We start from the raw sequence: 13,008 nt of genomic DNA, 5'->3' as shown, positions 1-13,008 counted from the left end.
GAATTCCTTGTAACTGCGAAAGACCCGTCGTAAAGGACGACCCGCCGTCCCTGCTGATGTCTTTTGAATTTTCCTGGGCGCAACTAACCCAAAATCGGCCAAATAGCCAGCCCGCGTTGTAACAAGGACCGAGAAAGCCGGAATGAACGATCGCCGCCGCTCCTCTGCCGCATGGTGGACGCCTTCGGCTCATGCCGACCGGCGCCCCTTCTTGCTGGGACGCAATGCCATCCAGTCGGCATTCCGGCGCTATTTCTTCGATCGCGACTTCATCGAGGTGGATACGGCCACGCTGCAGGTTTCGCCCGGCAACGAGGCCCATCTGCATGCCTTTGCCACCGAAGCGATCGCCAATGACGGTATTGCGGCACCTCTCTACCTGCACACCTCGCCCGAATTCGCCTGTAAGAAGCTGCTCGCCGCCGGGGAGCCTCGAATCTCCTGCTTCGCACACGTCTACCGCAACCGCGAGCGCGGCCCGCTGCACCACCCCGAATTCACCATGCTCGAATGGTACCGCGCGGGCGAAGGCTACGAGCTCTTGATGGCCGATGCCGCCGCACTCGTCGCGCTGGCCGCAGAGACCACGAAGACGCGCAGCTTCGCCTATCGCGGCCGGACCTGCGATCCCCTCCTCGATCCCGAACGCCTGTCAGTCGCCGAAGCCTTCGAGCGCCATGCCGCAATCGACCTGCTCGCCTCGGTGGATGCAGACGGCTCCACCGATCGCGACCATCTGGCAGCCGAGCTGCGCAAGGCCGGCATGCGCGTCGCCGAAGACGATACCTGGGCCGACCTGTTCAGCCGGGTGCTCGTCGAGAAGGTCGAACCGCATCTGGGCTTCGGCCGTGCCACGATCCTCGATGAATATCCTGTCTGCGAGGCGGCGCTGGCACGCCCCTCCGCCAGGGACCGGCGCGTTGCGGAGCGGTTCGAGCCTCTATGCATGCGGCGTCGAGCTTGCCAATGCCTTCGGCGAGTTGACGGACGCCGACGAACAACGTCGCCGCTTCGAGGCCGAGATGGCGGAAAAACAGCGCGTCTATGGCGAAACCTATCCGCTCGACGAGGATTTCCTCGACGCCCTTTCGATCATGCCGGACGCCTCAGGCATCGCCCTTGGTTTCGACCGGCTGGTCATGCTGGCGACGGGTGCCCTGCGCATCGATCAGGTGATGTGGGCACCGGTGGCGGAGACGTCGTCGTGAGCACCGCGGGCCTCCGCAATGTCGAAGAACTGATCGCCGCCGGCCTTGTCACGCCGGATGAACGTGTTGCGCTCGAGCGCGTGGCTTCGAAATATGCGATCGGCCTCACCCCGACCGTAGAGGCGCTGATCGACAAGACGGACCCGGCCGATCCGATTGCCTTGCAGTATCTGCCGACAGCGGCGGAACTGATTGAAACGCCCGACGAACGGGCCGACCCGATCGGCGACCATGCCCATAGCCCGGTCGAGGGCATCGTCCACCGTTATCCCGACCGCGTACTGCTGAAGGCCGTGCATGTCTGCCCGGTCTATTGCCGTTTCTGCTTCCGCCGCGAAATGGTCGGGCCGCAGGGTGACGGCAACCTGCCGCCGGCACAGCTGCAAGCCGCCCTCGCCTATATTCGTTCCCACACCGAAATCTGGGAAGTCATCCTGACGGGCGGCGATCCGCTCATCCTGTCGCCCCGTCGCCTGCGCGAAATCACGACTGCGCTCGCGGCGATCCCGCACGTGAAGATCGTGCGCATCCACAGCCGCGTCCCCGCCGTCGATCCGGCACGGGTCAGTGGCGAGCTGATCGATGCCCTAATGGCGAGTGGCAAGACGACTTACGTCGCACTGCACGCCAACCATCCGCGCGAAATGTCCGAAGCCGTCCGGGATGCCTGCACCCGGCTCGTCGATGCCGGCATCGCCATGGTCAGCCAGAGCGTGCTCTTGAAGGGCATCAACGACGATCCGGACGTGCTCGGCGAACTCATGCGCGCTTTCGTCGAGGCCAGGGTCAAGCCGTACTATCTGCATCATCCGGACATGGCGCCGGGAACTGGCCATTTCCGCCTCTCGATCGCCGAGGGACAGGCAATCATGAAGGCCCTGCGCAGCAGGATCTCCGGCCTGTGCATCCCCGCCTACATCCTCGACCTGCCCGGAGGCCATGGAAAGGCGTCGATCGGAGACGGCACGTTGCGCGAGATCGAACCGGGTCGATATGAGGTCATCGACCGTCAGGGCGAGCGTCGCAACTACCCCTGATTCTTGAGAAAATCGCGCCCAGCCAGCCGCGCTGTCCCCCGGAATTTGCCCTCACGCAGATCCGTGCATGCATCCGTTGACGATCGTCAGCACCGCTCATTTTTCCTTAACTACGGCGTTTAGCGGAATATTATGCTTTCACGCCTAAGAAATCACCCAGCATTTTGCAGAATAGCATCCGGGAAGGGTAAGTAGATGAACGAAACAATTCGGACTTTGCTGGCGAAACTCGGTGGCCTGCCCGTCTCCGTCAACAGCGTCGCCGACGCCGCCGATCTCTATGCGGCCGGCCTTTCGTCCTTCGCCTCGGTCCAACTGATGCTCGGCCTCGAGGAAGCCTTCGACATCGAGTTTCCCGACCACATGCTGAATCGCAAGTCGTTCGCCAGCATCGCTGCGATCGAAGCAACCGTGAACACCATTCTCGAGGACAGAAGGGTCGCCTGATGGACCTCTCCGCGAAGACGCACGAAACCCACCTGAAGGCCCGCGCCATCCGGGTCGCCACGGTCGCCGCCGCCTATGCCGACGACGTGGACAAGGTCGGACGCTTCCCCCGCGAAGCGATCGAGGAAATGAAGGCCGTCAAACTGATGGGCATCATGATCCCCTCGGAACTCGGCGGTGAAGGCTTGTCGACCTCCGAGATCGCCGAAGTCTGTACCATTATCGGCCAGGCCTGCGCCTCGAGCGCCATGATCTTCGCCATGCACCAGATCAAGGTCTCGAGCCTCGTCTCGCACGGTCATGAAGCCACGTGGCACCGCGAATTCATGCGCCGGATCGCCACTGAACAATTGCTCCTCGGCTCGGCGACGACCGAAGCCGGCATCGGTGGCAACATGCGCAACAGCATCTGCGCAATCGAAGTGAAGGATGGCCGCTGCACGCTGGAGAAGGACGCGACCGTCATCTCATACGGCGTCGACTGCGACGCCATCCTGATCACCTCGCGCAGCCACAAGGACGCGGCCTCGTCCGACCAGGTGATGACCGTCTTCCTCAAGGACCAGTACACGCTCGAGCGCACCCAGACCTGGGACACGCTCGGCATGCGCGGCACCTGTTCCGACGGCTTCATCTTCAAGGGCGAGGCGCCGGCTGAACAGATCCTGCCGAAACCCTTTGCCGAGATTGCCGCCCAGTCCATGCTGGCCAGCGCCCACCTGCTGTGGAGTTCGCTCTGGTACGGCATCGCGGTCGACGCTTTCGCGCGTGCCCAGAACTTCGTGCGCGCCGCCGCCCGCAAGGCACCCGGTACGCAGCCGCCCGGCCTCGTCCAGCTCGCCGAGATGTCGGGCCAGTTACAGGCCATCCGCGCCAATATCGTCCAGGGCCTGCAAGCTTTTGAAGCCGCCCGCAAGGATCAGGACCGTCTTTCCTCGATGGGCTTCGCCGTGGCGATGAACAACGTCAAGATCGCCTCCTCCGAGATGATCCTGCCGGTCATCAACCAGGCCATGCGCATCTGCGGCATCCTCGGCTACAAGAATGGCACGCCCTACAGCCTCGGCCGGCACCTGCGCGACGCGCATTCGGCCGAACTGATGATCTCCAACGATCGCATTCTCGCCAACACCTCAACCATGCTGCTTGTTCACAAGCAGGAAACCGGATTGCTGGGATAGAACCATGGATATGCAGGTAAGCTTCCTCGACCGCCTATTCGAAAGCGGCCTCCTGATCGAAACCGGCGTGGATGGCCTCTATGGCCGCAGCGGCCGCTTTGAAGACGTGATCGCCGCCTTCGAAAGACTGATCGACCGCTACGGTGCGGCCGACGGCGCCGAAGCGATCCGTTTCCCGCCGGGCATGAACCGCGCCTATTTCGAAAAGAGCGGTTACATGAAGAGCTTCCCGCAGCTGGCCGGAACCGTGCACAGCTTCTGCGGCAACGAGCTCGACCATGTCAGCCTGCTGAAATGCATGGACGCCGACGAGGACTGGACCACAGAGCAAAAGGCGACCGACATCGTTTTGACGCCGGCGGCGTGCTATCCGCTCTATCCGACGATCGCCAAGCGCGGCAACCTGCCGGAAAAGGGCGGGCTCTACGACCTGCAATCCTACTGCTTCCGTCATGAGCCGTCCAACGACCCGGCCCGCCAGCAACTGTTCCGCATGCGCGAATATGTCTGCATGGGCAGTCAGGACCACGTCACCGACTTCCGCCAGACCTGGATGGATCGTGGCCAGCAGATCATGGCCGAGGTCGGCCTGCCGGTGGAGATCGACGTGGCCAACGACCCGTTCTTCGGCCGCGCCGGCAAGATGCTCGCCAACAACCAGCGCGACCAGAACCTCAAGTTCGAACTGCTGATCCCGATCACCTCCACGTCCAATCCGACGGCCTGCATGAGCTTCAACTATCACCAGGATGCCTTCGGGTCGAAATGGGGCCTGAACCTCGCGGACGGATCGGTGGCACACACAGCCTGCGTCGGCTTCGGTCTGGAACGCATTGCGCTGGCGCTGTTCCATCACCACGGGCTGGACGTCGACCAGTGGCCCGCTTCAGTTCGCGCCGCACTCTGGGGCTGATCCGGTGACGCCTGCGGTCTTTCCCGGACTGGATCCGGCCACCTATACGCCCCATGCGCTGCATGCGAGCGAACGCATGTGGCCGGAAACCAATTGCTATGTCGATCTGTGGGTCGAGGTTCTGGCAACGCTCGGCCTCGCGCCCGAGGCCATGCTCGGCTTCACGCTGACCCAGGACTTCGAGGGCGACCAGCTGACCTTCTTCAAGGTGCCGCTGGAAGACCTCGAAGATCTGTACGGCATCCGCGTCACGGAACTGGCGATCTTCGACAGCGTCGAGGCCCATGTCGCCCAGCAGATCGCGCGTGGCCGCCTCTGCCTCGTCGAGATGGACAGCTATTTCTTGCCGGACACTCGCGGCGTCGGCTATCGCCAGGAGCATGGCAAGACGACGGTCGCCATCAATCGTCTCGATCTCGACGCCAGGACGATGGACTACTTCCACAACGCCGGCTTCTTCCGCGTCGAGGAGGAAGACTTCGACGGGCTATTCCAGCATCATATGCCGGAACGCGCCCTGCCCTTCCTGCCCTATACCGAGTTCGCCAAATTTCCCGCCGCATTGCCATCGCAAGAGCACCAGCGCGAAACCGCCCGCCGCCTGCTGATGCGGCATTTCGCCCGTCGGCCCGACTCCAATCCGATCGCCGCCTTTGCTGAGGTCTTCCCGACCCAGGTCGAGGCGATCGCGGAGCGCCCCTTCGGCTATTTCCACACATATGCCTTCAACACGCTGCGCCAGTTCGGCGCGAACTTCGAGCTTCTCGCCAGCCATCTGGCCTGGCTTTCTCCGTCGCAGTTCGAGGTTTCCGCCGCGCACGCCCTGAAGATCTCGGAGACGGCCAAGACCGTACAGTTTCAGCTGGCCCGTGCGGTGACGCGGAAAAAGTTCGATCCGCTGCAATCCGCTCTGGACCCGGCGGCCGAGGCTTGGGACAAGCTGATCGGAGAACTTGGCAAAACCCTCGCCTGAGGAGGCATGATGACGGGCATGACCACTTACCTCGCAGCGGACGAACGCCCGCTGGAGCACGGCTGGACGCTGCTCGTCACCGAAGCGGGACGCTATGCCGGCCCAAACGAGGTCCATCGCCCCGCCGCCCGCATCCCCGCACCGGTTCCCGGCACGGTGGCTTCTGCGCTGGCAGCCGCCGGCCTCTTCGATCCGGAAAAACCGCAACCGCTGCATGACAAGGACGCATGGTATTTCCGCTCGCTCGAAGGCGAAGCGGAAGGCCCGGCGATCCTGCGTTTTGCCGGACTTGCGACCATCGCCGAAATCTACGTCAACGGCGAGCTGCGCCTCGCCTCGGACAGCATGTTCGAGGCCCATGATCTGGACCTCGTCCTCACCGGCCACGACGAGATTGCCATCTGCTTTAGAGCCCTTGCGCCCCATCTCGACAAGCGCGGACCCCGGGCACGCTGGCGCCCTCAGATGATGGATCATCAGGGTCTGCGTCTGATCCGGACCACGCCGCTCGGTCACATGCCCGGATGGTGCCCCGAGATCCACCCCGTCGGCCCTTATCGGCCGATCAGCCTGATCCGCCGATCCAAGCACGCGATTTCCGATCTTGGCGTCCGCGCCGGCCTCGACCCGGACGGCACCGGCCGCCTTTCGGTTTCCTTCACGCTGGAGGGCGAGGCCAAGGATCTACGTCTGTCCTGCGCAGGTCAGGACGCCCGGCTTCAACTGAAGAACGACAGCAGATGGACCGCCGAACTCGCCATTCCAGCCATCGAGCCGTGGTGGCCGCGCACCCACGGCGAGCCGAAACTCCACGATGCGCGTCTGACGATCGACGGCCAGCCGCATTCGCTCGGCCTCGTCGGCTTCCGCCGCATCGAGATCGAGCGGGGCCCGGATGGACGCGGCTTCGGCCTCATCGTCAACGGTGAACCCGTCTTCTGTCGGGGCGCTGTCTGGACCAATGCCGACATCCTGCGCCTGCCCGGCGCAGCGGAAGACTATGCACCCTGGCTGACGCTCGCCGCCGAGGCCGGGATGAACATGATCCGCATCGGCGGCACCATGACCTACGAGAGCGCCGACTTCTTCCGCCTCTGCGACCAGTTGGGTCTCATGGTCTGGCAGGATCTGATGTTCGCCAATTTCGACTACCCGACCGGGAACGAGGCCTTTGCCGGGCACATCGAGCAGGAGGTGCGCCAGTTCCTCGGCTCGATCCAGGGCTCTCCATCCCTCGTCGTTCTATGCGGAGGCAGTGAAGTCTACCAGCAGGGCGCCATGCTGGGCCTGCCCGATCGCATCTGGAAGACATCGTTCTACGAGGAGACCCTGCCATCGCTCGCCGCCCAAGGGCGCCCCGACGTGCCCTATGTGGCAAACTCGCCCTCGGGCGGCGCCATGCCGTTTTCGCCCAATCAAGGCGTCACCCATTATTACGGCGTTGGCGCCTATTGTCGGCCGCTGGAGGATGCACGCCGGGCCGAGGTTCGCTTTGCCGCCGAGAGCTTGGCCTTTGCGCATGTGCCGCAACAGGCAACGCTCGATACAAACCTGCCTGTCGCCCCCGTCCATGATCCGCGCTGGAAGGCCCGCGTCCCCCGCGACCGCGGTGCATCCTGGGACTTCGAGGACATCCGCGACCACTATCTTCAGGATCTCTACAAGCTCGACCCCGCCCGGCTGAGGCGCGAAGACCCGACCCGCTATCTCGACCTTTCGCGCGCCGTCACCGGCGAAGTCGTGGCCGAGACCTATGCCGAATGGCGCAGCACAGCCTCGACCTGCAAGGGAGCGCTCGTCTGGACACTCCAGGATCTGGCGCCCGGCCCTGGCTGGGGCGTGATCGATTCCACCGGCGAACCAAAACCGGTCTGGTATGCGCTGAAGCGCGCCTTACGCCCCGTCCAGGTCAATCTCACCGACGAGGGCACAAACGGTCTGGACGTTCATGTGCTCAACGAGACGGCCGGCAATCTTGAACTTGTTCTGGAACTCGCCTGCCTTCGTGATGGCCGCCACCCTGTCGTCAGCGGGCAGCGTTCCTTGGCCGTCGCCGCACGTGGCGCGCTTCGCCTTCCCTCAACCGACCTGTTCGGCGCATTTTTCGATACGACCTATGCCTTCCGTTTCGGTCCACCGTCCCATGACGTGACAGTCGCCCGTCTGACAGATGCCGAAACCGGCCGCCTTGCCGCCGAGGCCTGCCATTTTCCTCTCGGTCGGGACAAGGCCATGCACGACGCCCCGATCGAGGCGGTCGTCGAAGAGGAGGATGGCCGCTGGTTTCTGCAGCTGTCTACACCTGTCTTCGCCCAGTCGGTACATATCGAGGTCGAGGGCTATCGGCCCCAGAACGACTGGTTCCATCTTGCGCCGGGCTCGGCACGCCGCATCGCGTTGGTCCCTCGGGAAGGAACGGTTAGCGGCCAGAAGCCGACCGGCGCAGTTGCCCAGCTCGGATCGCGCAAGCTGGTCTCCTTCTAGGGTGCTGCCGATCGCTCGCCTGCCAGACTAGCGCTGTCGCCGATCCCGCTCGTCTAGGACTTCGTGATCAAAGAGCAAACGCACCGCCTCTTCCCAACCCAGGATGCCCGCAGTCTCGATCGCTCCCCGATCGAAGGCCTGAGCCCTCCGGAAGGCATCAATTGTGGAAGCCGCATCGCCGGGCCGGTAGGCGCAGACATGACTTCTTCCCGCCGCCGCGAAGGCCGGCGCGACGATCGGCAGTCGGCAATAGCTGTACTGGATCATCTTCAGGCTCGACTGGCTGAGATAGTCGGCTCCTTCGCTCTGCCGGTAGGGGGCGAGCCCAACATCGGCAAACTTGATATAGGGAACGATCGCCTCGAACGCGACTTCGCCATGCACCACTATATTGGCACGCGGCACGGACGGCACTGCCTTCTTGCCGAACAGGTGGAACGTCCAGTCGGGATATGCGGTGGCCAATGTGTCGATGACCTGCGCGTCGAACAACATGTCGCCGACGCTGACGGCATTGCGCGGGGTGGCATAGGGGTTCACTGTCGCCCGATCGAAGGTCTCCTTGGCAATCCCGTGCGGCAGATAGAGGATCGGGGCATCGGCCGGGAAATCGGGGCGCATTGCCTCGGCCATGATGTGAATGAGATCGTAGTCGCCAATTCCGTCTTGAAGAGCCGCCTCGATGCAGGGATGAACACGGATGGTCTGCAGCCGGTCGGCGGCATGATAGATGATCCTGGCTTTCGGCGCAGCGTGGCGCAGCCGATGAACGAGCAGCGGCGGCGGTCCGCTCTCGATCAGGATGTGCGTATAGCTCGCCAGCCGCGCCATGACCGCCGTCGGCAGAAGTCTGCCGTAGAGGCGAAAGAGCGGCCCCGTCAGCCGGTTGAGCAGCGGCGATTTGAGGTTCATCGGATGAAAGGGGGCGTACCAGAGGAACTCCTCAAGCCCTTCGGCAATCCGGTTCCACCGGTTGAGCGGACGAAGCCTTGCATAGTCGAAACGTCCATCTTTCAGGAAGCGGCTGAGGATGCTCAGGCGGCAGGCGAGAAAATCGACATGATCACCGCCCGCGCGCAAGGCGTCGGCCATGAAATGCAGGTCGACCTTGCGTGGGGCCTCGGCGAAATGATGGCCGGTGACGATCAGCACCCGGCGCTTCGCATGTGCAGATGTCATGCCGACAGGCTCCGTGGTTGCGGCGGAACCCTGTCACCCAATATGGCGCGATAGACGTCGATGTAGCGATCGGCAACGCCTTCCCAGGCATGCACGGACGCCCCCGTCATCATTTCGTCGCGCGTGGCAGCCGGATCGGCCAGCAGAGCTTGAAAGGTCTGCTCGATTCGTGCGGCGCAATCCTCCGGTCTGGCGAAATCAGCCAGACAAATACCCCGATGCTGCTTGCCGAGCGCCTGATAGGCTTCATTGGGATGCAGCACGGGCACGAGCCCGGCGCTCATCGCCTCGACGGCGACCAGGCCGAAGCCTTCATAGTCCGAGGCGGAGGCGAACAGCGATGCCTCGGCGATCAGGCGGCGCACTTCCGAATTGTCGACACCGATGTGCAGAACTACCTGATCAATGAGGCCGCGCCGGGCGATCTCACCGCGCAGGTCTTCCTCAGTGAGATCGGACGGGGATCCCACGACATCGAGCCGCCATTCCGGCGACATTTCCCTCAATGCCTGCATGACGTCGAACAGGCGATCGAGCCGCTTGTTGACGGAGAAACGGCCGATTGTGATGATCCGCCGCCGCGGTATAGTCGAGGACAAGCCCGCGAATTTTGCGGTATCCACGCCGTTTTCAACCAGCACGGCGCGACGCGGCGCGATCTTGGAGAATAGTTCCATATCCGATCGGCTGCAGCAGAGCAGCGAACGATAGGCGAGCGCCGAGAGCCGTGTCACTACCTGGAACCAGGCCTGCTTGATCGCTGCAAATTTCGGCGTGTGGAAGAAGCCTCCATGAGTCGTAGCAACGAGAGGTTTGCCGTGCAGCGGGCGCATCAGGGCCAGCGCATCGAAGAAGAAATCGATACCGTGGACGTGAACCAGATCGGCATCGCCGATGTGGCGCAAAACGCTTGGCGCAAGAGGATAGCGGGTCGAGCCCTTCCACGGGATGCGCACGACCTCGACGCCATCGATGACTTCCCGTTCGGGCAACTTATGGTCGCGTGAGCGGAACAGGCTGTCCAGCGTGACGACGCGCACCCGATAATCGCGCTGCAGAAGCTGCCGGCTGAGATTGGCGACGACATCTTCGAGGCCACCGCGTCCCGGCGCATACTGGCGTACGACCTGAACAATCAGTGGCGTTCCGCCGGCAACGCTGTCCGGCCCATTGAAGGACTTCATTCTTCACCTGTCGGCGCCATTAATGGACGCACGTAAGAGCAAATTGAGACAGCCGATAGTCGCCGCAAACTCTTAAAAACGCGTATGTCGGACCGTTTGCCGCGTCAGAGTCCAGCCGTGAGGTTAACGACCTTCGATGCTCCCGTTCAGAACTCGTTAACCACGATCTGCGAAGGTTGCTTTCGATGGGAACTGACCGGTCGGCCCTTGCCCGACGGCCATTCTCTATTCGGACGGCAGTCTTCCATTCACGCGGACACCCCGTCGCCACTACGGGTATTCTCCCGATCGGCGCAAAACGAAACATGGCCGGCCAGCGGTTCTGGGCAGGAAAATGGACATCGACATTTTTCAACTACCGGGAATCTTGAGGCGACGGCTCCATTACGTCGTGATCGCCGTCATATTGTGCGTGCTGCTTGGCTCTATCTATGTGCTGCAACTGACCCCCAGGTTCTCCTCGACCGCCGAAATCCTTCTCGACCCTCTCGGGCTCGCTGCCGAAGCCGTGGACAGCAAGGGAACCGGCAGTTCTGCCCAGCAGGACCAGTCTAGTCTCGACAGCCAGATCTATGTGATGCAGTCGCGTGGCGTGATGAGCGACGTGGCCCGCAAGCTCGCCCTCGTCGACGATCCCTTCTTCGCCCCGAAACCAGCACGGAACACCGGGCCTACGAGCGCCACCGATCGCCTCGTAGCAGTGGCCGAAGCCCTCAAATCCCATGTGACGATCCAGCGCGCCGGCCAATCCCTGGTCTTCACCATCTCCGCCGAACATCCGGATGCCGGCAAGGCTGCGGACATCGCCAATGCCGTTGCCAGCATCTATCTCCAGCAGTTGGACGAAGCGCGCGGCGACGCCGCGCGCCGGGCAAGCAACTCCTTCCAGGTGCAGGCGAGCGAGCTTCGCGACCGCGTCCTGAAGGCAGAGCTGGCCGTCGAAAAATTCAAGGCCGAGAACGATCTCGTCAGCACCGGAAGCCAAGGCCTCGTCATCGATCAGCAGGTCGCGGGCATCAACGAGCAATTGATCGCTGCGCGCGGCACCGAGGAACAGCAGCAGACGATCTACGAGCAGGCCAGAAATTTAACGATGAACGCCATCGAAGCCGGCGCCATTCCCGAAGTCTTGCAGTCGACTTCGATCGGACTCCTCAGGGATCGCTATGCCCAGCTCCTCGACACTCGATCACAGCTTGCCACCAATCTCGGCGCCAATCACCCGCAACTGCGCGCCATCAATTCCCAGGTCGCCAACATGCAGCAGGCGATCCAGATCGAACTCGACCGCGTGCGCCAGTCGATGCGAGTGAACTATGAACGCGCTGCCGCCAACACCAAGGCCCTGACCGAGCGACTGGAAAACCTGACCAAGACCAGCTTCGACAGCAGCGCGGCTCAGATCAAGATGCGTCAGCTCGAAAGCGAAGCCGATGCCGTGCGAACCCTCTACAAGACGTTCCTCAATCGGGCGGAGGAACTGGCCCAGCAGCAATCGATGAACATGAACAATTCGCGCGTGATCACCGCCGCCGTGCCCATGCCGAAGTCGTCCCTGAAATTGAAACTGATGATCCTGGTGGCGGCCGGCCTGTTCGGAACGGTGCTCGGCAGCGGCCTTGCGGTGCTTGGGGAGATCCTCTCCAACTGGCGCAGATCAGAACAACCCGCCATCATCCGTGCTGGCTTGCCTGTCATCTCCCGCGTCGCGCTCGGACCTCCAATCGCAGAAAAGCCCCGCTCCGGATTGCGATGGCTGTTCGACTTCGGCCGGAAACCTGCATCTCCGCCTCCGGTGCCACAGGAAGACGGCATATTGGAGGCTGCACGCGCTTTGCGTGAAGCAACCGCCGGGCAGCATCCGGCAACCGTTCTGTTCATCGGGGCCGGTCATGTCCCGCATGCAAGCAGCATCGTTGCTGACATCGTCCAAACGCTCATCGACGCCGGGTCGGCCATCCTATTTGCGCCGGGCAATCCCGCCGAAACCAGAACCCGCCCGCGCGTAGGCTCATCAACGAGCTTTGCCACTGCCCCGGCCCACGACGAAACCGCCGCAGCGCCGCTATCCGATCTTCTGAAATACGAACACTTTCCGGCAATCACCACGCCATCGCAGCCCGGTCGGCCGACGCTGTCGCGCTATGTCAACAAGGCTCGTCAAACCGACATCGACCTGGTCATCATCAATGCCTGCCATGCGCCTGCCGCCAAGCATCTGCCGGTCCTGATCCAGAGCGCCGACACGATCATCGTCCTGGTGGAACCGGCAACGGTCACAAACGCCGAAATGGACGCCACACTGGATGCGGTCGGCTACGCCCGCGATCTCGTTCTCGGCTCAATTCTCGTCGAGACCGCGTGATGCAGGTCGGCCCAGTCCTGCGAGATTTTGGGACAGA

At 62.8% G+C, this 13,008-nt stretch carries 9 protein-coding genes and 1 pseudogene; 8 read left to right on the top strand and 2 right to left on the bottom strand.

The window, feature by feature from the left end; genetic code table 11:
• Positions 1-142 precede the first annotated feature (142 nt).
• From epmA to ACWPVA_RS20770, 7 genes and pseudogenes are all read left to right on the top strand, one after another.
• Positions 143-1,208, top strand: a pseudogene (gene epmA / locus ACWPVA_RS20800) (EF-P lysine aminoacylase EpmA).
• Positions 1,205-2,245, top strand: coding sequence for a lysine-2,3-aminomutase-like protein (locus ACWPVA_RS20795; RefSeq protein ID WP_454289475.1), 1,041 nt, complete (start codon positions 1,205-1,207; stop codon positions 2,243-2,245). The pseudogene epmA and the gene ACWPVA_RS20795 overlap by 4 nt, the downstream one beginning before the upstream one ends.
• Positions 2,246-2,440: 195 nt before the next feature.
• Complete coding sequence (locus ACWPVA_RS20790) at positions 2,441-2,692, top strand: acyl carrier protein (protein WP_454289474.1); 252 nt, start codon at positions 2,441-2,443, stop codon at positions 2,690-2,692.
• Positions 2,692-3,873, top strand: a complete 1,182-nt coding sequence (locus ACWPVA_RS20785; RefSeq protein ID WP_454289473.1) for an acyl-CoA dehydrogenase family protein — start codon at positions 2,692-2,694, stop codon at positions 3,871-3,873. Before ACWPVA_RS20790 ends, ACWPVA_RS20785 begins: the two co-directional genes overlap by 1 nt.
• 4 nt (positions 3,874-3,877) lie before the next feature.
• A complete protein-coding gene (locus ACWPVA_RS20780; RefSeq protein ID WP_454289472.1) occupies positions 3,878-4,786 on the top strand; it encodes an amino acid--[acyl-carrier-protein] ligase in 909 nt (302 codons plus the stop codon).
• 4 nt (positions 4,787-4,790) lie between these two features.
• Positions 4,791-5,759, top strand: a complete 969-nt coding sequence (locus tag ACWPVA_RS20775) for a DUF1839 family protein (protein ID WP_454289471.1) — start codon at positions 4,791-4,793, stop codon at positions 5,757-5,759.
• Positions 5,760-5,768: 9 nt separating this feature from the next.
• Complete coding sequence (locus ACWPVA_RS20770) at positions 5,769-8,243, top strand: glycoside hydrolase family 2 protein (protein WP_454289470.1); 2,475 nt, start codon at positions 5,769-5,771, stop codon at positions 8,241-8,243.
• A 27-nt stretch (positions 8,244-8,270) separates the two neighbouring features.
• On the opposite strand, the gene ACWPVA_RS20765 is transcribed toward ACWPVA_RS20770, so the two are convergent.
• Together ACWPVA_RS20765 and ACWPVA_RS20760 are read right to left on the bottom strand one after the other, a co-directional pair.
• Complete coding sequence (locus ACWPVA_RS20765) at positions 8,271-9,422, bottom strand: GumK N-terminal domain-containing glycosyltransferase (RefSeq protein WP_454289469.1); 1,152 nt, start codon at positions 9,420-9,422, stop codon at positions 8,271-8,273.
• Entirely contained in the window at positions 9,419-10,606 is a 1,188-nt protein-coding gene (locus ACWPVA_RS20760; protein WP_454289468.1) for a glycosyltransferase family 4 protein, read from the bottom strand. Before ACWPVA_RS20760 ends, ACWPVA_RS20765 begins: the two co-directional genes overlap by 4 nt.
• 334 nt (positions 10,607-10,940) lie before the next feature.
• Between ACWPVA_RS20760 and ACWPVA_RS20755 the strand changes: the two genes are divergently transcribed.
• Positions 10,941-12,971 carry a GumC family protein gene (locus ACWPVA_RS20755; RefSeq protein WP_454289467.1) on the top strand — a complete coding sequence of 677 codons (2,031 nt, stop codon included), beginning with the start codon at positions 10,941-10,943 and terminating at the stop codon, positions 12,969-12,971.
• Positions 12,972-13,008: the final 37 nt, after the last annotated feature.

The sequence above is a fragment of the Rhizobium arsenicireducens genome (genome assembly GCF_964021225.1).
This window is presented reverse-complemented; position numbering and strand designations above follow the sequence as displayed.